A 21032-nucleotide genomic window follows, 5' to 3' on the forward strand; every position below is an offset into this window, starting at 1 on the left:
CAAATCTTAGCGAATTCTATTGTTGTCGTTAACTGGGGCAATCGTAGGTTGCCAGGATTTATCCGTTATTATAATTTTAGAACGATTTGCCAATTTTTCCATATTTTTAAATTGTTCGAGTGCATTTTCATCTTTAGAAACCGCAGCTCGCCATTGTTCGCTATTTATATTCAGAGCTGGCAATGCTGTAATTCTAAGAACCCTATCGTCAATATGAATTTCGGACGCGTCGCCGGTGATTCCCAAATCGGTGTGAGAGACATACGGTGGGGATACCATATTCATTGCTAATAATTTCCTGTAAAGGATCATACCACCAAAATCTTCTTTAAGGCGGGCAATGTTCTCCTCAAGAATAGTATTGGCTTGATCAATACCATTTTTCCAGCCTTTAGCTACATAAAGACACCACATCTTCTTCTCTACCTTGGTCTTAGGCAGTAGGGTATAGTGCGGGTATTCCGGTTTGACATAATCCAGCCATAAGTATTGCCGCCAAGTGGGAGGTGTCGTAACAAAATGAGCTTGTTTTGCAACTCGATAGGAACGATCGGAAATGCGTATCGTTTGTGCATCAGCAAGATTAAGGGTATTTCTTCCTTCTAATAATACTGGAGGTAGGATGTTGTGCTCTAGGATCAACGAATTAAAATCATAAATCGTATCGAGTCTGCGAGATTCTCTTATAAGATGCTCATCAATGACCTTTGCGCGAGCTGCCAAACCTGCTTGAGCCCCAAGGCTTAAAGCTGTTTCTCTTAGTGCTGTTTGACGAATTCTACCGTTTTGTCTCTTATTTCTTTCCTTTTGGTTTACATTAGCCATGGCTTGTAGCCCGGCTAATGAGGTAGTGTCACCCATATATTTCGATGAGTGACATCCAATTAGTAAAGCAGACAATACAACTATTAAACTAGGAATAAATTTTGGCATAGCGCAATTCAACAACCTGACTGTTAGGATAGACGTGAATATTGGCTTTTTGACCAGCTTGGTAATCAATATCACGCAGGATTTCAGCTAAACTTTGATCTTTAACATTAAGGCTAATTAAAACGGGAATTGAAGGAGCCTTTCCTAAAACGCGGAGCCTGAAATGCGCTGATTTCGCAATGCGGGCAGTTAATTCCTCAATAGGACCAGACCAGTCCACACTTGCCCTGGCTTGTAAATTATACGCATTAGGTATGGTCAGTGTATTATCTACAGGTGGTGGTAGAATTACTTTTTCAACGCGCGCCATTTCATGCATGGAATCGCTTACAGATACCGCCGCCTCTGCTAATTTAATTGTAGCATCATCACTAGGATTGTTAACCGGTGGTTTTTTAAAGAGAACGCCACCATGTTTACAACCTGAAAGCAGGATTGAGGCAATAAACAGCATGACAAGCTTGTTGTTCATTCAAATATTCTTAAATGTCTGGAATTATTCGTTTGATTGAAACAGGAGCTAGGCTGCTTGTCAAGCCTATCAATGAGGAATTATATCAATTTAATGATGTAAAAAATTAATTGAGTTTCTCAAATAACGCATAGACAACTTGTCCCGCTTGTTTTAGTTTTATTTGCTGCCACTTTTTTTCATCCATGTGAATCTTCGTAGGAGACTCCACATAAACAAGGCCCCCAGGTTTGAGAATATTACTTTGCGCTATAGATGAAATACATTGAGGAAGATAGGTTTGCGCAAAAGGAGGATCCAGAAAAATAATATCAAATTTTTCTTTACTGTGCTCAAGATACTGAACCGCATCGGTTTGGAGTAGTTTGAGCTTCGGATCGTTAAATGAGGTGATTATTTTCTGTAAATTGGCATGGGCCTTGGGAGCTTGCTCCAGAAAAACAACGTGTGCAGCCCCTCGAGAAAAGGCCTCCAGACCTAAAGCACCACTCCCTGCAAAGGCATCCAGGCAGTGTGCTTCTCTGATGTCATGCATAAGCCAATTAAATAAAGTCTCACGCACGCGATCTGGGGTGGGGCGCAGGCCTTCTATATCTGGAAAATGTATTTTTTTTCCTCGATATACCCCTCCTATGATGCGCACGACCTGCTTCATGATTTACCCACTGTAACCAATAACAATTTATCGGGATTGACTTGCTGTTTGAATGCCTGCTTCACTTGCTCACTGGTTATCTCATTGATCCGAGCCGTATAGGTATCAAGAAAATCTTCTGGTAAATGATAAAAATTCATGCGCAATAAGAGGCTTGCAATACTGCGATTACCGGATAAAGAAAGTGGGAAACTTCCAGTGAGGTATTGTTTTGCTGCATTCATCTCTTCATCAGTTGGACCCTTATCAATGAAGGCGCGCAAAACACTCTGAATCACATCTAATGTTTCCTGAGTTTGTTTGTTTTTGGTCGATAGGCTGATAAGAAAAGGTCCATATCCTGACATAGGAGCAAACTGACTTTCTATACCGTAAGTTAAGCCACGTTTTTCCCTTACCTCTACAGCAAGCCTTGAAACTAACGCACCACCTCCCAAAATATAATTTCCTACAATGAGAGGAAAATAATTTGGATTATGATGATCAATACCGACCTGGCCGAGGCGTATCATGGTTTGCGATGATGGAAATGGAATATTTATTGTTTCTGCCTTGGTTAGTTGGGAGGCTTTAGGAATCGGTGGCGCTGCTTGTCCTTCTGGTAGCTCCTGAGTCAATTGATCGGCAAGCTGATGTGCTGCTTGACTATCAATTGCACCCACCATAACTAAAATAGCATTTTTTGCTACATAATAGCGTTTATTAAACTCAATAACTTGGCTTTTACTTATTGCATTAACCGTTTCCGTTGTCCCACGAACAGGATGTGCATAGGGATGCTGTTGGTATAAAGCCTGGAAAAAACGAAGCTGGGCTACGTCTTCAGGTGATTCTTGACTCTGTTCGATGCTCATCAGTTGTTGTTTCTTTTCTCTTGAGAAAGCCGCATCTGGGAAATCCGGATGGTTAATGATTTGAGTGAAGGTATTTCCCGCTTTGTTCATCGCTTCTTGGCTAACTAAAGTCCTAAGACTAAATACCACCATATCTCTGTTGATTTCGACCTTATATTGAGCGCCTACATCAGCGAGCGACTCAGCTATTGCTGTTGCGCTTTGGCCAGCATTTCCTTGATTCATCATGCTGCTGGTTAAAGCACTAAGTCCATATTGGTTTTCGTCGTAGGACGATCCTGCTGCAAAAGCGATGCTGACATCAAGCATAGGAACTTCCATAGCGGGATAAAAAACAACCCGAACTCCATTTTTAGTGATCCATTTTTCAGTTTTGAACACACTCGCTGTCGCTGTTTGTGACAGTCCAATCGTTATTGCCAAAATACACGCGCTAAAAATTCTCATGGTGCCACCTTTTGTGTTTTAGGTTCTAAGATTGCTGTAGTCATGTTCTTTTCTTGAAAATAACGTTGTGCTGTTTGCTGAATTTGTTGCGGTGTAATTGCATTGATTGCCTGGGAGTAATCTTTGCTTTTTTTCCAACCCACACCGATTGTTTCTAAAAGGCCTAATTCAGAGGCTTGTCCGAAGATAGAGTCTTTTTCAAAAGTTTTTTGTGCAATGATTTGATTTTTAATGCGTTGTAATTCAATCGCACTCACTGGATTTTTTTTCAGGTCATCGAGCTCATTAAGAAGGCCACTTTGTAAATCATTAATTGTATGACTTTGGTTAGGAGAACCATAGACGATGAACTGAGTTTGATATCTTGTGTAGGGGTTATAATAGGTATCTGCGCCATTAGCAACATGCTTGCCGCGAATGAGGTTTTTAGAAAAACGAGCGCTGTCCCCCGCGTCTAAAATTCCAGCGATGATTTCTAAAGCATAAGGTTCATAGGCTTCTTTTGCTGTGACCACACTGGGGACTGAATAGCCAATCATGAGTAAAGGTAATTTTGCTGCAGCTTGAATATGAACAATCTTCTGACCTAGCTCAGGAGGCTCTTTTTTTAATTTTCGTTCAGGTATAGGCTGTTTGGGCAAAGCGCCAAAATAATTTTCTGCTAAAGCACGAACCTGTTCTGGGTTAACGTCCCCTACAACCACCAAAGTTGCATTGTTGGGTGCGTAATATTTTTTATACCATTCCCTTAGGTCTTCTACGGTCATCTGTTTCAGATCACTCATCCAGCCAATAACCGGATGATGATAAGGAGCACTTAAGTGCGCCGTAGCCAAAAAACGTTCGAAGGCAAGTGCCTGTGGATTATCATCGGTGCGTAGACGACGCTCTTCCTGGATTACTTTAATTTCTTTGGCAAATTCATTAGCATCAAGAAGTAAATGATTCATACGATCTGCTTCCAATTCAAAGCTGGTGGCAAGTTTAGAAGCATCCGTTTTTTCAAAAAAAGCGGTATAATCATTATTAGTGAATGCATTCGCTTGGGCACCAATTTCAGCTATGGTTTTGGAAAAGACGCCTAAAGGATATTTTTCAGTACCTTTAAACATCATATGCTCCATGGCATGTGATATGCCGGTAATTCCACCGGGTTCATCTGCGGAGCCGACGTTATACCAAATCATTGATACCGCAATTGGAGCTCGATGATCTTCTTTAATTAAGATTTTTAATCCATTATTCAAGATAAACTCTTGAACTTGGCTAAAGGTCTGGCAAGATAGTACCATGAGTAAAGTAAAGAGTATTTTGCGCACAACTTAACCTCAAAGTAAAAAAGATGATAGAATTTCATATTTTTCAGGATTTGTATACTATATGATTAAATGGTTTAAGCGAAGTCATGATTCCACCTCTGCAGAGGCCGATCAGTCACAAAGTGTTGCTGACTCGATGCCTGACGTTCCTGAGGAAGTAATTGAACAGGGACAAGAGCCTGCAAAAGAGGGGATTTTTGCACGTTTCAGGAAAGGATTGAGTAAAACACGCCATCAGCTAGGTGATGGAATTGGACGATTACTGCTCGGTAAAAAGGAAATCAGCCAAGATTTGATGGATGAGCTAGAAACTCTTTTGATCAGCGCTGATTTAGGTATGGAGACCACTCAAGCTGTATTAAAGCAGTTGGCCGAAAGCTTAGCTCGTAAGCAGTTATCAGATGGGAATGCTGTTTATGATGCGCTGAAATTTCATTTACAAGCAATTTTGAGTCAAAACAGCTACCCTTTAACTTTAGAAACAGCAGATCATTCTCCATTTGTGATCTTGATGGTTGGAGTCAATGGTGCTGGTAAAACCACTACCATAGGTAAACTGGCGAAACAATTTCAGCAGCAAGGAAAGAAAGTCATGTTGGCTGCGGGAGATACTTTTAGAGCCGCGGCAGTGGAGCAGTTGCATGTTTGGGGCGAGCGTAATGACATCCCCGTGATTGCCCAGCATACCGGAGCAGATAGTGCCTCGGTGATTTTTGATGCATTGCAAGCAGCAAAAGCGCGGAAAATAGATATTTTAATCGCTGATACCGCGGGTCGGTTGCATACGCAGGGCAATCTAATGGATGAGTTAAAGAAGGTAAAACGAGTTCTACAGAAGCTTTGTCCAGAGGCTCCTCATGAAACGATGTTGGTATTGGATGCAAGCATAGGGCAAAATGCTTTAGTTCAGGCTCGACAATTTCACGAAGCGGTAGGGCTGACGGGGATTACCATGACTAAATTGGATGGCACCGCTAAAGGTGGGATTTTGTTTGCCATTGCGAATGAATTAGGAATACCCTTTCGTTATATAGGGATTGGTGAAGGGATAGAAGATTTACGACCCTTTGATGCAACACAATTTGTTGGTGCACTATTTAATGATCACATTTGACCAAGTAACTAAACGTTATCCAGGTGGTTTTGAAGCGTTAAGTCAAGTGAATTTTTCCTTACAAAAAGGAGAAATGGTTTTTCTTACTGGGCATTCAGGAGCAGGAAAAAGTACCTTACTCAAATTAATTGCTCTTTTAGAATGGCCCACTTCTGGTCAGTTAACCGTCAATGGATTGCGTTTGAATCAGTTAAAAAAGCGCGATGTTGCGGCGCATCGCAGTCAATTGGGAATTACTTTTCAATCACCTTACTTACTGAATGATCGTACCGTATTTGACAATGTCGCTTTACCGTTACAAATTCAGGGTATGCCCTCTCCCATGATTGCCAAAAGAGTGCATGCTGCCTTGGATATGGTGGGATTATTAAGCAAGGAAAAAATGCTTCCTGTCCATTTATCTGGTGGAGAGCAGCAACGCGTGGGGATTGCTCGTGCTGTTGTACATAAGCCCTCATTGTTATTGGCTGATGAGCCTACTGGAAATCTTGACCCCAAACTTTCCACGGAAATCATGACTATTTTTGAGCAGTTTAATCAAGTGGGCGTTAGTATATTAATTGCCACCCATGATTTGGCATTAATTGCAGGAATGAAACATCGTATTGTCATGCTAAAAGGGGGACGAATGTGTTAAAACAAGCACAAGCAATCCTTTCTTATCATCTGCAGGCAGCGGTACAAAGCTTAAATTTATTATGCCGCAAACCATTGGCAACGATGATGACTTCTATAGTGATCGCTATTGCCTTAGCTTTACCGGCTCTCTTTTGGGTATTTTCAGATAATGTTGCTAAATTAACTGCAAGCTGGCAGCGTGGCGGGCATATTTCTCTTTATTTAAAACCCGGTTTATCTGAAGCAGAACAACAGCTTGTTCTGCAAAAAGCCCGTGAGACGGACGGTGTAGCCCATGTTTCCTTAAAATCCTCTACCGATGGATTATCGGAATTAACCCAGCAAGAGGGGATGCAGGATATTATGCGTTATCTTCCGGAGAATCCTTTGCCGGCATTGATCGATGTAGTGCCGGCGTTAATCATAGATTCACCGGCTAAATTGGATTTATTAGCACGACAGTTGCAAAATCTATCACAGGTAGACAATGCAAAAGTTGATATGGAGTGGATAAGTCGCTTGCATGCCGTCTTAGGATTTGCCGCTAAGTTTGCAGACGCATTACTGGCTTTATTGGCAATGGCCGTCATTATGATTGTTGGCACTACCTTACGCTTGGCGCTTCATAGCCGACAAGAAGAAATCCAGGTTTTAAAGTTAATTGGCGCAAAAGATCCGTTCATTCTGAGACCTTTTTTGTATTCTGGTGTTTGGTATGGCGCATTAGGCGCTGTTTTTGCGATTTTTATGGTGAATATTTTTATTTTTAGTCTAGGCTCAGCGGTAAATCAGTTGGCAGTTGCTTATCAAATGCACTATCCGTTAACCGGTTTGTCAATGCGTCAGATCTTGCTACTTGTTTTATTTGCAATTATACTAGGATGGATGGGTGCCCGTTTATCTGTAAAACGTCAATTGGCTTCCATTGAACCACAATTGTAAGGTTTCGTCTTATTTTTCACCTAATTTCTATCGCGAAATGTTAGAGGAAAGAAGTATGAGTCAATATTTGCAACTTGCCGAAATGAATTTACCTGTGGGCAGTCTTGATTCTTACATTCACAGGGTTAATCAAATTCCTATGTTATCCTTAGAGGAAGAGATTGCTTATGCTGAGCGTTTTCATTCTGAAGGAGATCTTGAGGCTGCGCGATGTTTAGTTCTTGCTCATTTGCGCTATGTTGTTCGCGTTGCTCGCGGTTATTTGGGATATGGTTTGCCTCTGAACGATTTAATTCAGGAAGGTAATATTGGATTGATGAAGGCGGTAAAACGATTCGACCCGAAGATGGGAGTACGTCTTGTCTCCTTTGCTGTGCACTGGATAAAAGCAGAAATTCATGAATTCGTTTTACGCAATTGGCGTATTGTCAAAATTGCTACAACTAAAGCACAGCGTAAGTTATTTTTTAATCTCCGCCAAATGAAAAATCGTTTGGGATGGATGAGCCGTGAAGAAGTGACTGCAGTAGCAAACGATTTAGGCGTAAGTTGTGAAGATGTTTTAGTCATGGAGCAACGCTTGAATGCGATGGATACCCCTTATGATGCTCCTGATGCAGATGATCATGATGAATTTTATACGGCGCCTGAGCGTTATTTGTTCAATGCAAATGATGATCCTTCAGTCATGTTAGAAAAAGAAAATACTGACGATCAAGGTCGCGAAAAATTGATGTTTGCTTTAGAGCAATTAGATGAACGCAGCCAGGATATTTTACAACAACGATGGTTAGCTGAAGATAAGCTCACCTTACATGATTTGGCTAAAAAGTATGGCGTATCTGCTGAGCGGGTTCGACAGCTTGAAAAAAATGCAATGAAAAAATTGCGACAATATATAGAAAATCTTTAAAGCAGGTGTGTTGGGCAAGGCCCAACACACAGTGAGTCACCTAAGAGTCATTTTGTTGAGCAGGCTCTAAACCTCAAGGGCATAACCCCTCGCCTATGTTCCTAATGGTTCATTCCAAGAAGTCACTTACTAATCGTTCTACTCGTTCGTCCAATAATACACTCACATGATTTGCTTCCGGAAGGAGACAAAGTTTGGCATCTGGATATTTTTTACAGAATTCGATCGATTCTTTAGTACTAATCGTTTTGTCGAGCTCCCCATGGATGCATAAGAAAGGGATATTAGGTGATTGGGAAATGAAATGGTGTAGACGCACTAGTTTAATGTCAAAGCACGCCTGCTGCTTCATCACCTGGCGTAAATACAAGTACCCGTGTCCAGTCAGTTTAAATTTTTTGGCAATGTGATTAACTGGGCTGCGCATTTGTGTTGGTGAGGCAATTAAAATTGCACGTTCAGGTTTATGTTTTAATTGCCATTCAGGCAGTTGACCTGCAACGTTCAGGGTATTGAGTAACATAGAACCGCCAAAAGAATGTCCAATAACTGCATAGAAGGGACCATATTGATTGATGGTATCCTTCAAAATGGCAACCGCATCAGTCCAAGGCAACTGTAGTCCTTTAGCTTCGCCATGAGCAGGAAAATCAAGAGCATATACTTCATATCCCTGTTGATGTAACACATGGATTAAGCGAGCCATGTACGCGGCACGTGATATCCATCCATGGGTAATCAGTACTTTTTTCCCTTTTGAATTTTTTTGTGGGGCAAAACGATGTAATACATGATGGCGTGGAAATTCATTATGTATCACTTCTGTGCGTCTTCCTTCGATAAACTCACAAGCCAATTTTGCAAAATCTCGATATTCTTTTTCCAAAGGAAAAAATATAGGTGTAATAAATGCCTGATAACACAGTTGGGCGTGTAAAATGTCTCGTACATGGATTAATGATGAAGTGATCATGATTATATCCCCTTCAGAGTTTTACTTTAAGTTTAGTATAAATTATTGTCTATTGGTTTTTTTTAATGATTGTTTAGCGGGTAATGTGGAGTTGGATTACAAAAAGATGATGCAAAATGGACGATGGGCAGGGGAAGGCGCCAGGCTCAGATAATCGTGAACGATTAAATAATACTTAATTTATTTCATGACTTTATCTCTCTAGCCCAATTTTATAAACTAGGCCTCAAAACAATTTAATGGCTTATTTAGGGAACTACAATGCATACTTTAAATCATATTTATCAAGATAACGGACAGGAATGTCATGGCTTAATAGCTTATGATAAGGCACTCGCTGGCCCACGTCCTGCAGTATTAGTTGTTCATGATTGGACCGGCCGTAATGAGTTTGCCTGTGAGAAAGCAAAGTTATTAGCTCAAATGGGTTATGTTGGTTTTGCTGTAGATATGTATGGCCACGGCCGACTTGGTTCCACTACAGAAGAAAAACAAGCGCTCATGAATCCCTTGGTTTCTGATCAAAAATTATTACGACAACGCATTCAAGCAGGATTGACTGCTGCGTGTTCTATGTTAGAGGTTGATAGTAAACGAGTTGCAGTTATTGGTTTTTGCTTTGGAGGCTTGTGTGCGCTCGAGTTGGCGCGTTCTGGAGCTGATCTTAAGGGGGTAGTAAGTTTCCATGGCTTGTTGCATAAACCTGGCAGCTTAAAATCTGAGCCAATTAAAGCCAAAATTTTAGCCTTGCATGGTTACGATGACCCTATGGTGCAGCCTGATCAGGTACATGAATTTTGTAACGAGATGAACGAAGCAAATGTGGATTGGCAAATGCATATGTATGGCCATGTGCAACATGCTTTTACTAATCCGCTTGCGCATGATAAGCAATTAGGGACTATCTATAATGAGGTTGCTGCGCAACGCTCCTGGCAATCGATGACCAACTTCCTACAAGAAATTTTTAAATAGGGCTCCTTTTTCTTCTAAATGAAGAGGACCTTGGAATTGGCTCAGATGAAACGAAGAAAGATTGAAGCATTTCAGAACTTCTGGCTTCGTTTCATTAAAACTCCATATCATTTTGTTGTAAATGAGATACTATGGGGAGTAGAACGGAGAATAAAATTAAAAAAAATTATTTCAAATGGGCTCGATTGTAATCCGACAAACAATTATAATCGCCGAAAAATAATCTTGCTTCTGTGTTTTTTTCCATAAGCCTTTTACTATTGATGTTAAATATAATATATTGAGAATATAGGTTCTTGCTCGCTTCTTTTTTATTAAAAATAAGCAATTAAATCAATTAAACTGTGGAAAAATGGCGCAATTAGTAGGAGTCAACCAATTTGAGTTTTTCACCCGGTTATAACACTATGCAATTGCATCATTTTTTTGAGCAGTCCGTTGATAATTATTCAAGCAATATCGCTTTGATTTGTGATAACGCATTCATTTCTTATCAAGAATTAGAAAATCGCGCCAATCAATTAGCTCATTTTCTTTATGAAAACAAAATATCCAAGGGGAGTATTGTCGGCATTCTATTCGAACGTTCTATAGAATGTTATGTTGCGATACTCGCTACGCTAAAAACAGGCGCAGCTTATGTGCCTATTGAAGTAGATTATCCAGATGAGCGGATTAACTACATTTTTTCTGATCTACCTTTTGATGCAGTTTTAACTTCTTCCCTGCAATTGGCCCAAAAAAAACTGGCATGGCCAACTACTTATGTGATTGACACACTTGCTGAAGAAATTTCGAAACGTCCCACACAAAGATTAATTCAAGATGATTTGAGTCCTGATGACTTGTGTTACATCATTTACACTTCAGGCTCAACAGGCAAGCCTAAAGGCGTAGAAATTACGCAACGCAGCATTTGTCACTATGTGCAAACTGCAAGTAAACTTTATGATATAACCAGTGATGATAAGGTATATCAAGGATTTTCTTTAGCATTCGACGCTTCTTTAGAAGAGTTTTGGATGGCCTTTGCTAATGGTGCCGCTCTTATTGCGTGCACTGCAAAAGAGGTGCGTTCCGGTTTAGGTTTAATTTCGTTTTTACAACAACATCGCGTCAGTGTTTTTTCAACAGTGCCTACTCTGTTGTCGGCTTTAGAGGGGCAATTGCCTGATCTGCGGCTTTTAATTTTAGGCGGGGAAGCGTGTTCTTCTGCTTTAGTCAAACGGTGGAGTAGAGACGGACTGAGGATCGTCAATACATATGGTCCTACTGAGGCAACGATTATTGCAACTTATGCAGAATGTCATCCCGACAAAGAAATCACTATTGGCCAACCATTGCCCGGTTATGAAGTGCTTATCCTTGATGAGCAATTGCGAGAAGTAGCGGAAGGTGAGGAAGGTGAATTGTGTATTGCTGGAGTTGCTTTGGCTCGTGGTTACGTCAATCGGCCGGAGAATACAGCAGAAAAATTTATTTTAAATCCAGCAAATAAGAATCAGCGCTTGTATCGAACAGGAGATTTAGTTTCCAGAGCACCTAATGGTGACCTGCGTTTTGTCGGGCGTGTAGATGATCAAATTAAATTACGTGGATTTCGCATTGAATTAAACGAAATTGAAACGGTGATCATGCAATATGCGGGAATTAAGCAGGCAGTGGTTGGTTTACATGCATTGGAGCAACCGACATTAGTTGCTTATTTGATCCTCGATACAAATCATGTTCTTGATGTAAATGAACTGAAACACTTTTTAAAATCTCGCTTACCCGATTATATGTTACCTGCATTAATCGAAACCTTGGAAACATTTCCAGTATTAGCGAGTGGTAAAGTAAATCGGAAGGAACTCCCTAAACCCACGCAACAAAAGACCGAGACAAATTATCAAGAACCTAAAACAGAATTGGCTCGGGAAATTGTTCTTGCCTGGGAAAAAGTATTTGATTGTAATAATATTTCCGTAAACGCAGACTTTTTCTATGATTTAGGTGGGCACTCATTACATGCGGCGAAAGTGATCTCAAACCTACGCAAAATACCCGCCTTAAAAAATATCTCAATTCTTGATTTATATAAAAATCCAACAATTAGTCAGTTGGAACAGAAATTTAGTGCGCTTAATGCCAATCCTCATGTAAGTGAAGAGCAAGTGGCTAAGAAAAAGTACCGAGCACCTCAGTGGAAGTATTATTTATGTGGTGTTGGTCAATTTTTTGGATGTTTATTGCAATATGCAGTAGGTACTTTACAACTATTGGCTGTTATTTTGTGTTATAGCTGGGTGAGTTCTGAGTATTCGATTATTTCTAGAGAATCACAACTGGCGTTTTTAGCTTTGTTTTTATCCATGCCCATCATTTCGCTATTTATCACGATCTGTTTGAAGTGGATTTTACTTGGCCGGGTGAAGCCTGGTGAGTATCCGCTTTGGGGGTGGTTTTATTTTCGTTGGTGGTTAGTTCAAAGACTGCTCAAAAATTTGTTTTTAGCTAAATTTTTGGTCGGCTCACCGTTAGCGGCTATCTATTATCGATTGTTAGGCGCCAGAATAGGAAAAAATTGTCATTTGGGCTCCATGCAGGTTTCTGCGCATGATTTATTAACTGTAGGAGACAATACTTCTATAGGTTCTGATTGCAGACTTAATGGCTATATAGTTGAAGATGGCTGGTTAAAGATTGGTTCTATCAACATAGGCAATAATTGCTATGTGGGCTCACGTGCAGTGGTGGGTTTAAATACACAGATTGAAGATAATGGGGTTTTGGATGACATGTCCATGCTTCATGATCAAGGTTTAATTCCTCAAGGAGCGTATTTTGCTGGTTCTCCTGCATTGGCTGGCACTGCCCCTGCTGACCATGTTACCCGTAAAAAAATTGCAGTTGAAGAATCGACGATGTTGGAAAATACCCTGTTTGGTATTTTGCACTATTTAGGCGTTGTTTTTGTGATGGTGGTGTATTACTTATGCTTAATCCCATCCATCTCTTTGATTAGCTATTACTATGATCAAAGTCATTATTTTACCACGATGTTTTTTGCCATACCTTTAGGAGCGATACTCTTTTTGGGATTGTATTATCTATGCATAGTAATCTGTAAAAAGATCATTATGGATAAGATAAAACCTGGCGAATATCCTTTGAAGAGTTTTTATTATTTCCGCCATTGGATTATGGTGAAATTATTAGACGGCGATGAAATCTCAGTGATGGCAGATACCTTGTACTTGCCTATGTTTTTACGCCTGTTGGGTGCAAAACTCGGTAAAGGCGTCGAGCTGGGAGAGACCCCTCATATCATTCCTGATCTGGTAACCATTGAGGAAGGTGGCTTTGCCGCCAGTTCAGTCGCGTTGGCGTGGCCCAGCGTGTGTAATGGTTTTATTTCTTTTGCTCCTGTAACTGTTGGAAGAAGAGCTTTTGTAGGTAATGTAAGTTTATTACCAGCAGGTAAATCAATGGGTGAAGGTGCTTTATTAGGATGTTTATCTGTGACACCACCAGGAGACAAAGCAACAGAGCCTTATTCTGCTTGGTTGGGTTCACCAGCTGTCTTTTTGCCAAAACGCGAATTATTTGTTGGTTTTTCTGATAAGGATACATTTTATCCATCTAAAAAACTGTACTGCATGCGTTTAGCCATTGAGTTTATGCGAATTATTTTACCGTCAACTTTTTCATTAATTGCATTATTCAATATGCTTTATGTTTTAGACTATATGTTAAGTGAATATTCTTGGTTTACTACCGCGTTAGTTCTACCACCAGCCGAAATGTTCTTTACCGTCTGTCTCGTTGGGGTGTTGGTTGCTCTTAAATGGTTGATGTTGGGTAGATTGAAGCCTTTAACCAAACCGATTTGGGATCCTTTTATTTGGAAAAATGATGTTATTGAGTACTCTTATAACTACTATACAAACCCCCATTTAACGAATAAAGTTTTGGGAACTCCTTTCGCACTTTGGATACATCGTTGTCTTGGAACTAAAGCGGGTAAAAGAGTTTTCACCGACAGTGCTGAGTTTTCAGAATTTGACCTAATTACTATAGGCAATGATGTATGTATTAATGCAGAGACCATCATTCAAACCCATCTTTATGAAGATAGAATATTCAAAGTCTCTAATGTGACGATTGGTTCGGGTTGCAATATAGGGGTAGGTTCAATTGTTCTCTACAACACCCTAATGGAAGATAATTCTTGTTTAGGAAGTCTTTCTTTATTAATGAAAGGGGAGCGTTTACCTGAAAATACTCATTGGGCTGGTATTCCTGCACAATCAACAGCGCTTGGAACCCAATATCAGCAAGTTGCTCCCCAGCCGGCGATTACGGAAGAAGTCCCTGGCGACGCAATTCCAGAGTTATTGTAGATACTGTCTTTAAAAGCAAGTTAAATGTTCATTAAAAGCTTGCTTATTTTTTAAGACACCGAAAATAATGTGAGCTAACTTGCGCATCACAGCACAAATGATTGTTTTCGGTGTTTTGCCTTTCGCTTGAAGTTTATTAGCAAAAGGAAGCAGCGATTTATTGTAACGTTTGGCAACTAAAGCAGCCATGTAAAGAGCCTTTCTTAATCGGCTGTCACCGAGTCTCGAAATCGTAGTTTTGCCGATAAAAGAACCTGATTGATGTTGTTTGGGAGTAATCCCCATATAGGCAGCGAATTGTTTTGCTGTTTGGAAGCATTGTACTTCAGGCATACGTGCCAATATCTGATAGGCAGTAAGTTTTCCAATACCCTTAATAGACAGTAATAATTCAAATTGCTCTCTAAGCTGCTTATTATTATCAATGCGTTCATCAATTTGTTGTTGAATGGCTTTAATTTCTTGTTCCAGCTTCTCAATCATTTTCTTGACGCTTTTCTGTGCTGCATGTCCCTTAAGGCTATGTAGTTGATTCGTTAATTGAATGACCTGGGCTTTTAGCATATCCAATACTTTAGTTAACTCTCTTATTTCTTTTTGCTCTATAGAGCTTGACTGATAAAGGCGGGGTTCCATACGTTGACCAAATTGGGCAATGATTTTTGCATCAATCGTATCATTTTTATTGCGTGCTAGGGAGGCTTTGGCAAAGCTCTTAATTTGAAAGGGATTAATGACACTCACTCGAATTCCTTTTTCCGTTAAGAAGTCAGCAAGCCCCTCGCTGTAATGACCAGTTGCTTCCATACAGACCCAAGGAGATATTGTGTGTTGCTCAAGCCATTTATGAAATGCTTGATATCCTTGTTTGTTATTAGGAAAAACAGCATGTTTGTAACGGTTATTGATTGCTAGAGCACTATCAAACTTATCCTTAGCGATATCAACACCTATAAAATCATATGCACTCATGCTAATCTCCAATGGCTGTAAAAAATACTTGAGGTTATTTATCATTGACCAAGCTTGCGAATACAGGCTTACTTTGACGAGAGCGGCCTAAGATACTGTTCGGTCGATTGATAAGTGGGGAGAAGGTCCTAATCTACACATCAGGCTTTTATGCCTTGCCCGGTTACAAGATCACTTCTCCCATCTCAAGTGCCCTTGAGATTAAGCTTTTTTGCTTACAGATTAAAGATACAAGCCTGGTTGCTTGCAACCAGGAATTTCTAGAAGGTCTCCATTGAGGCCCTTGAGGTTTTCTTAGCTGTATGGGCAAACTTATTGAACAATAGCGGATGTGCAGGCAATAACTCGCTTAATCGATTAAAATTCGACTGGTTATATTAAATACTTTAGTTTTTATGAAGGATTAATTGGAATAAAAACCTGGGTTTCGCTGCCGCTTAACCCAGGCTACATTTTTGAAAGTGCTCAAAATTATTCTAAAGAATAATTATCAATTAACCGGATCTCATCAATTCGTATTGCAGCAAAACGACGATTTTGATGCTCTTCAACATATTCTACAGCAATGCCTTTTGCAGTTAATCGTTCGATGATTTGTGCACAGCTGAGCTCTTTTTGTTGAAATAGTGCGGCAAATTGTTCCGCTAATGCTTTTTGTTCCTTATTGAGTCGATTATTGCGGGAACTGTAAGCCAAACCACTTACTTCACGAATGGTGGGACAGGCTTTAATTTCTATATCCATAAAAAAAGCCTTAACCATTCCTTGAATTAATAGGTATTGTTGATAATCTTTTTCACCGAAATAAGCTCTATGCGGTTTAACCAGGTTGAATAACTTCATTACTACCGTTAATACTCCATTAAAATGCCCTGGTCTATGTTTTCCTTCCATCAGTTGGCAAAGTTGATTTTCTTGCACCTGGTAATTGTATTGATCCGCATACATAGATTGTTCATTAGGAAGAATACAAAAATCAACGCCAGCATCTTCCATAATCTTAAGATCAGCTTCTAAAGTGCGGGGATAATTCTTAAAATCCTCTGCTTGATTAAATTGCGTCGGATTGACAAATAAGCTTGAAACAGTATGTTGATTTTCCTTTTGGCTCGCTACAAATAAAGAGGCATGCCCTGCATGTAAATTACCCATTGTTGGTGCAAAGCCAAGATTGAGTGAGGGAGATAATGTTTTACGAAAGCTTATCCATTCATCAAGGTTGTGGAAAATTTGCATAAGTTGCTCCTACAGATTTAACCCTATTAGTAAAATGATTCAATACCGTTTTAATTAACGATCGATATAAATATCGTCCTTGTTGAACAACATAAAAGGCACTTATATGCCTTTTATGTCGGATTCTCGTGAATTAAAATGAATGTTCAGTAGTTGGGAAACTCACTTGCTGTACCTGTTGTGCATAGGCATTTAAGGCATTCAGGAGAATGTCCTTACCTTGGATGAATCGTTTAACAAACTTTGGATTAAAATCAGTTTGTAAACCCAACATATCATGCCAAACAAGGACTTGACCATCAGTATCAGAGCCTGCCCCAATACCAATAGTAGGTATAGCCAATGACTGAGTTATGGTATGTGCTAATTGTTGGGGTACACATTCGATGACAAGAGCAAAGCAACCGGCTGCTTCTAAATCAAGTGCTTGTTGGATTAGTCTTTCTGCTTGTTCTTGATTTTTTCCTTGTACTTTATACCCACCCAATTGATGAATGGACTGAGGTGTTAAACCGATATGGCCTATAACAGGAACCCCTGCGTTGACTAAATAGGAAATGGTATTACAGGTATCTGTATCTCCCCCTTCAATTTTCACTGCCTGTGCCCCGGCTTGTAATAGGCGTTTTACATGTTCAATAGTTTGAGCCATTGAGGTTTTATGGCTTAAAAAAGGGAGATCACTGATTAAAAATTGCTGTGTTAATCCACGTGCTACAGCTTGAGTATGCAGTATCATCATCTCTATAGTCGCCATGATTGTTGTTTCATGGCCATGAACGGCCATAGCTACTGAATCGCCAACGAGAACGCAATCAATATTGGATTCAGCTACAATGCAGGCGGATGGATAATCGTAGCAGGTAATCATGGAAATTTTTTGTTGTTCTTCTTTTTTACGTTTAAAATCATGTATTTTCATGATGCTTTACCCCTTAATACACTGAAGCAAGCATAATGATGAAAAGCGAGACACACTCTAGGTACCTGTCGCATGGATCAAGTCCTCCAAAAAAGTTAAAAAAAAGTCACTGCCAACATGGGTCAGTGCATTTGACCTCGTTCTAAACTTACTGAGAAAGTGAAGGAATGAGGTGAGTTATGAGCAGCGAGTTTGCTGGCTCACTCGGGCTATCATATTTCAAATTCAGGAAGTTGAGAAGTAGTTGATTTTTTGGACGGTGGTCTAAGCAAAAACAAAAGTGGAAAAGCACATAATACCAACCACATCATGAAGCGAAAATCTTGTAAGTAGGCAAGTAATAAAGCTTGTTTGGTTACCGTTGCATCAAGAATGGCCAGACCTTGTGTTGACTGTAGATTAAAGACTCCTAGCTCACTTGCGTGGTTTAAATTGATGTTAAATGGAGTGATAAAATTGGCAAAGGCAGAATGATTTGCTTGAGTGTTTTGGGCTAATTTGGTCATGACTATGGAAATACCTATACTGCTGCCGATATTTCTGAGTAAGCTAAATAAGGAAGTACCGTCATTGCGATACTGCGGGGGTAAGCTGGCGAACGTAAGTGTAGATAATGGAACAAAAATAAAACCCAGTCCCAATCCTTGAATAATTCCTGAAGAAATGATGTCGCTATTGCTGATGTTCACATTGAATAAGGTCATAAGCCATAAAGAGTAATCCGTTAAAATTAATCCCAAGCCAATTTGATAACGCGCATCAACTTTTCCAGATAACTTGCCTACGATCATCATCGCCATCATAGTGCCTATCCCTCTTGGAGCTAAGAGTATGCCTACGTCGATTACCGGATAATTCATTAAACCTTGCATGTAAGGCGGTAGTAAGGCCATGGTAGCCAGTAAAATAATTCCAATTATAAAAATAAAAGCCAGTCCTACGCTAAAATTTCGATCTTTAAACATGGATGGATCAATAAAAGGAGTCCTGGAAGTAAGTATATGGGCAATAAACAAATACAAGCAGATGAGGGCTACTAATCCCTCAATAATTATTTCATTGCTATTAAGCCAATCCAGTGACTCACCCCGGTCAAGAAATAGCTGCAATGAGCCAATTGCGATACTTAAAAAGGCGAATCCCATTAAATCAAAATGTTTTTCAGTTTTAAGTTTATTTTCCTGAAGAAATATAGTTAAACCAATCCAGGCAAGTGCCCCAAAGGGAAGATTAATGTAAAAGACCCATCGCCAGTTGTAGTACTCAGTAAGCCATCCGCCTAGAGAGGGGCCAAGAATGGGGCCAACCATAACCCCCATACCCCAAATAGCCATTGCCGAACCGTGCTTTTCTGGAGGATTTGAATCTAAAAGTATGGATTGGGATATGGGAATCAAACTGGCGCCACAAACACCTTGAAGTAAACGGAATATGACAATTTGCGACAAACTCTGCGCAGCACCACAAAGCATCGAGGCTATAGTGAAACCAATCACGGACCAAATAAAAATTCGTTTTCTTCCAAAGCGATCACCCAGAAACCCAGTCAAAGGAGTGAATATCGCTGCTGCAACAATGTAGGAGGTAAGAACCCAAGAAATTTGTTCTTGAGTTGCGCCCATCCCACCTTGCATATGAGGTAAGGCTACATTAGCAATGGTTGTATCCAATGATTGCATTACTGTTGCAAGCATGACCGACAAAGTAATGAATACCCTTTTTGAGCCTTGGTGTGCTTGATATGTTTTAATCATCGAGTTCACTAAATCTATCGTTAAAATGTAGTCTGGGTGCCGCGAAATAATTCTGCGTTATATTAAAATGCTCCTCCCCAATGATGGGAGAGGGGCAGGGGGAGGGAATAGAGTAAATACTCTCATCCCCCCTATCGGTCACCTTCTGCCCATAAGAGGAGAAGTGAATGCAGCAGAGCTTGCTTTGCTCATCCAGACTACATGGTAGTTTTAACCCTCTCCTACTTTGGGAAGAGGAGGATTTTTAAATGAATATCTTTTATGCCCTGTATCAATTTCCACCCAGGAACTGAGCCCTGAACGCAGTGGAGGGCTGTTCGGGTCGGGCTGTAACTGGATGCGGACTGCAATGCGCTGAGCAATTTTAACCCAATTCCCGGTGGCATTTTGGGCTGGAATAATTGAAAACTCTGAACCGGTTGCAGGACTTAAACTTTGGACAGTACCTTTCCATTTTTTTCCAGGATAAATATCGATGGTGGTAATTACCTTTTGCCCTGGGCGGACATAAGTCAACTCTTTTTCAGTAAAGTTTGCTTCGATCCAGGGATGTTCATTAGCAACCAAAGTCATGGTAATAGAACCTTTACTGACAAATTGCCCATTTTTGGGAGGAGCACTAATGGTTCCTGCTACTGGGGCTTTAATTTCAGTACGCAGTAAGTCCAGTTTTGCTTGTTCATATTCTGCCTTTGCCATTAAATAAGAGGGATGTGACTCAACAGGTTCGTCAATACTACCTGCAAGGGATGCTGCCAAACCTTGCAAATTATGTTCCGAAGTGACTATCTGTTGTGCCGCAAGTTCCGCACCCTCATTGGCGTCATCTAAACTGGATAAAGATACAAAGTGTTTCTTTGCAAGATCCATCTGACGTTTTTTATTGCGCAGGGAAAAATTATATTTAGTGCGAGCAAGTTCTAATTCAGCTTGCTTTTCACGATAATTGGCTTTCATAGCCAAAATGTCAATGCGGACTTGAGCTAATTTAGATTCGGCTTTAGTCAATGCTACTTTAAAAGGTTCTGGATCAATCCGATAAAGGAGTTGATCTTTTGTTACATTCTGATTCTCGATGACAAAAACCTCTTGAACCACACCTGATACTTGCGGGCTTAAAGGGATCATATCCGCTTTAACATAGGCATTATCTGTTGCCACATATCGACCACCAAGCAAATAAAGAATTATTCCGATAAGCACAAAAACTGCCGGAATTATAATTAAAAAAATAAAACGTTTAGAAAAAGGGAGGTTTTTTGTTATGGGCATTGCTTCTTTTTGCTCTTTATGCATTTTGTTCATCTATAATTCGAGTTATCATTCAGGCTTCACGCAGCTTCCTTCTGTGTGTAGCGGATCATTAAGGTGGATGTGAAACCCTCACTCTAGCCCCGCTCCCTGCGAGTGGCGGAGGGGATTTTGTTTCCTTCACCTGGAAGGAAGATTTCCTTATCCCTATTAGGGAGAAGGTGCCCATCAGGGCGATGAAGGTTATGCCCCCACTTCATAGGCGTAACTGCATGAAATATGTACTTATGATAACAG

17 protein-coding genes are annotated in these 21032 nt (G+C 40.2%); 6 read left to right on the forward strand and 11 right to left on the reverse strand.

The window, feature by feature from the left end; translation table 11 throughout:
* Positions 1 to 6 precede the first annotated feature (6 nt).
* The 5 genes from ACF8MK_RS07215 to ACF8MK_RS07235 form a co-directional block, all read right to left on the reverse strand.
* Positions 7 to 933 (reverse strand): type IV secretion system DotC family protein, encoded by a 927-nt coding sequence (locus tag ACF8MK_RS07215; RefSeq protein ID WP_392538745.1) that lies wholly within the window; start codon positions 931 to 933, stop codon positions 7 to 9.
* Entirely contained in the window at positions 914 to 1405 is a 492-nt protein-coding gene (gene dotD, locus ACF8MK_RS07220; protein ID WP_265703111.1) for a type IVB secretion system lipoprotein DotD, read from the reverse strand. Before dotD ends, ACF8MK_RS07215 begins: the two co-directional genes overlap by 20 nt.
* A gap of 106 nt (positions 1406 to 1511) precedes the next feature.
* Positions 1512 to 2060, reverse strand: coding sequence for a 16S rRNA (guanine(966)-N(2))-methyltransferase RsmD (gene rsmD / locus ACF8MK_RS07225; protein WP_392538746.1), 549 nt, complete (start codon positions 2058 to 2060; stop codon positions 1512 to 1514).
* Positions 2057 to 3361, reverse strand: a complete 1305-nt coding sequence (locus ACF8MK_RS07230) for a M16 family metallopeptidase (RefSeq protein ID WP_392538747.1) — start codon at positions 3359 to 3361, stop codon at positions 2057 to 2059. The genes rsmD and ACF8MK_RS07230 overlap by 4 nt, the downstream gene beginning before the upstream one ends.
* A complete protein-coding gene (locus ACF8MK_RS07235; RefSeq protein WP_392538748.1) occupies positions 3358 to 4680 on the reverse strand; it encodes a M16 family metallopeptidase in 1323 nt (440 codons plus the stop codon). Before ACF8MK_RS07235 ends, ACF8MK_RS07230 begins: the two co-directional genes overlap by 4 nt.
* Before the next feature lie 136 nt (positions 4681 to 4816).
* Here ACF8MK_RS07235 and ftsY point away from each other — a divergent pair, with 136 nt between their 5' ends.
* From ftsY to rpoH, 4 genes are read left to right on the forward strand one after another with little or no spacing between them, the layout of a single operon-like run.
* The gene (ftsY, locus tag ACF8MK_RS07240) at positions 4817 to 5794 is read left to right on the forward strand and encodes a signal recognition particle-docking protein FtsY (RefSeq protein ID WP_392538930.1); all 978 of its coding nucleotides are present in this window, start codon (positions 4817 to 4819) and stop codon (positions 5792 to 5794) included.
* Complete coding sequence (gene ftsE / locus ACF8MK_RS07245) at positions 5781 to 6431, forward strand: cell division ATP-binding protein FtsE (RefSeq protein ID WP_265703116.1); 651 nt, start codon at positions 5781 to 5783, stop codon at positions 6429 to 6431. The genes ftsY and ftsE overlap by 14 nt, the downstream gene beginning before the upstream one ends.
* A complete protein-coding gene (gene ftsX, locus ACF8MK_RS07250) occupies positions 6425 to 7354 on the forward strand; it encodes a permease-like cell division protein FtsX (protein ID WP_392538749.1) in 930 nt (309 codons plus the stop codon). The genes ftsE and ftsX overlap by 7 nt, the downstream gene beginning before the upstream one ends.
* Positions 7355 to 7409: 55 nt before the next feature.
* Positions 7410 to 8267, forward strand: a complete 858-nt coding sequence (gene rpoH, locus ACF8MK_RS07255; protein WP_392538750.1) for an RNA polymerase sigma factor RpoH — start codon at positions 7410 to 7412, stop codon at positions 8265 to 8267.
* 109 nt (positions 8268 to 8376) lie between these two features.
* Here rpoH and ACF8MK_RS07260 read toward each other — a convergent pair whose 3' ends face one another.
* A complete protein-coding gene (locus tag ACF8MK_RS07260; protein ID WP_392538751.1) occupies positions 8377 to 9240 on the reverse strand; it encodes an alpha/beta hydrolase in 864 nt (287 codons plus the stop codon).
* 261 nt (positions 9241 to 9501) lie between these two features.
* On the opposite strand from ACF8MK_RS07260, the gene ACF8MK_RS07265 reads away from it, so the two are divergent.
* Both ACF8MK_RS07265 and ACF8MK_RS07270 read left to right on the forward strand, forming a co-directional pair.
* Positions 9502 to 10215 carry a dienelactone hydrolase family protein gene (locus tag ACF8MK_RS07265; protein WP_392538752.1) on the forward strand — a complete coding sequence of 238 codons (714 nt, stop codon included), beginning with the start codon at positions 9502 to 9504 and terminating at the stop codon, positions 10213 to 10215.
* A gap of 380 nt (positions 10216 to 10595) precedes the next feature.
* A complete protein-coding gene (locus tag ACF8MK_RS07270; RefSeq protein ID WP_392538753.1) occupies positions 10596 to 14600 on the forward strand; it encodes a Pls/PosA family non-ribosomal peptide synthetase in 4005 nt (1334 codons plus the stop codon).
* A 9-nt stretch (positions 14601 to 14609) separates the two neighbouring features.
* Here the strand turns inward: ACF8MK_RS07270 and ACF8MK_RS07275 are convergent, their stop codons facing one another.
* From ACF8MK_RS07275 to ACF8MK_RS07295, 5 genes are all read right to left on the reverse strand, one after another.
* The gene (locus ACF8MK_RS07275) at positions 14610 to 15572 is read right to left on the reverse strand and encodes an IS110 family transposase (RefSeq protein ID WP_392536322.1); all 963 of its coding nucleotides are present in this window, start codon (positions 15570 to 15572) and stop codon (positions 14610 to 14612) included.
* A 471-nt stretch (positions 15573 to 16043) separates the two neighbouring features.
* Positions 16044 to 16808, reverse strand: a complete 765-nt coding sequence (gene panC / locus ACF8MK_RS07280; RefSeq protein WP_392538754.1) for a pantoate--beta-alanine ligase — start codon at positions 16806 to 16808, stop codon at positions 16044 to 16046.
* A 133-nt stretch (positions 16809 to 16941) separates the two neighbouring features.
* Positions 16942 to 17730, reverse strand: coding sequence for a 3-methyl-2-oxobutanoate hydroxymethyltransferase (gene panB / locus ACF8MK_RS07285; protein ID WP_392538755.1), 789 nt, complete (start codon positions 17728 to 17730; stop codon positions 16942 to 16944).
* A 212-nt stretch (positions 17731 to 17942) separates the two neighbouring features.
* The gene (locus ACF8MK_RS07290) at positions 17943 to 19484 is read right to left on the reverse strand and encodes a DHA2 family efflux MFS transporter permease subunit (protein ID WP_392538756.1); all 1542 of its coding nucleotides are present in this window, start codon (positions 19482 to 19484) and stop codon (positions 17943 to 17945) included.
* A gap of 210 nt (positions 19485 to 19694) precedes the next feature.
* Positions 19695 to 20789, reverse strand: a complete 1095-nt coding sequence (locus tag ACF8MK_RS07295; protein ID WP_392538757.1) for an HlyD family secretion protein — start codon at positions 20787 to 20789, stop codon at positions 19695 to 19697.
* Positions 20790 to 21032: the final 243 nt, after the last annotated feature.

Origin of the sequence: Legionella sp. 227, from assembly GCF_043161935.1 — a bacterium.
In the GTDB taxonomy this organism is placed as follows: domain Bacteria; phylum Pseudomonadota; class Gammaproteobacteria; order Legionellales; family Legionellaceae; genus Legionella; species Legionella sheltonii.

Excerpts from the sequence above, each read along its gene's own strand:
- ACF8MK_RS07275 (WP_392536322.1), bottom strand. The coding sequence starts at position 15,572 with ATGAGTGCATATGATTTTATAGGTGTTGATATCGCTAAGGATAAGTTT.
- ACF8MK_RS07230 (WP_392538747.1), bottom strand. The coding sequence starts at position 3,361 with ATGAGAATTTTTAGCGCGTGTATTTTGGCAATAACGATTGGACTGTCA.
- rpoH (WP_392538750.1), top strand. The coding sequence starts at position 7,410 with ATGAGTCAATATTTGCAACTTGCCGAAATGAATTTACCTGTGGGCAGT.
- panC (WP_392538754.1), bottom strand. The coding sequence starts at position 16,808 with ATGCAAATTTTCCACAACCTTGATGAATGGATAAGCTTTCGTAAAACA.
- ACF8MK_RS07265 (WP_392538752.1), top strand. The coding sequence starts at position 9,502 with ATGCATACTTTAAATCATATTTATCAAGATAACGGACAGGAATGTCAT.
- ACF8MK_RS07215 (WP_392538745.1), bottom strand. The coding sequence starts at position 933 with ATGCCAAAATTTATTCCTAGTTTAATAGTTGTATTGTCTGCTTTACTA.
- ACF8MK_RS07290 (WP_392538756.1), bottom strand. The coding sequence starts at position 19,484 with ATGATTAAAACATATCAAGCACACCAAGGCTCAAAAAGGGTATTCATT.
- rsmD (WP_392538746.1), bottom strand. The coding sequence starts at position 2,060 with ATGAAGCAGGTCGTGCGCATCATAGGAGGGGTATATCGAGGAAAAAAA.
- panB (WP_392538755.1), bottom strand. The coding sequence starts at position 17,730 with ATGAAAATACATGATTTTAAACGTAAAAAAGAAGAACAACAAAAAATT.
- ACF8MK_RS07260 (WP_392538751.1), bottom strand. The coding sequence starts at position 9,240 with ATGATCACTTCATCATTAATCCATGTACGAGACATTTTACACGCCCAA.
- dotD (WP_265703111.1), bottom strand. The coding sequence starts at position 1,405 with ATGAACAACAAGCTTGTCATGCTGTTTATTGCCTCAATCCTGCTTTCA.
- ftsE (WP_265703116.1), top strand. The coding sequence starts at position 5,781 with ATGATCACATTTGACCAAGTAACTAAACGTTATCCAGGTGGTTTTGAA.
- ACF8MK_RS07295 (WP_392538757.1), bottom strand. The coding sequence starts at position 20,789 with ATGAACAAAATGCATAAAGAGCAAAAAGAAGCAATGCCCATAACAAAA.
- ftsY (WP_392538930.1), top strand. The coding sequence starts at position 4,817 with ATGCCTGACGTTCCTGAGGAAGTAATTGAACAGGGACAAGAGCCTGCA.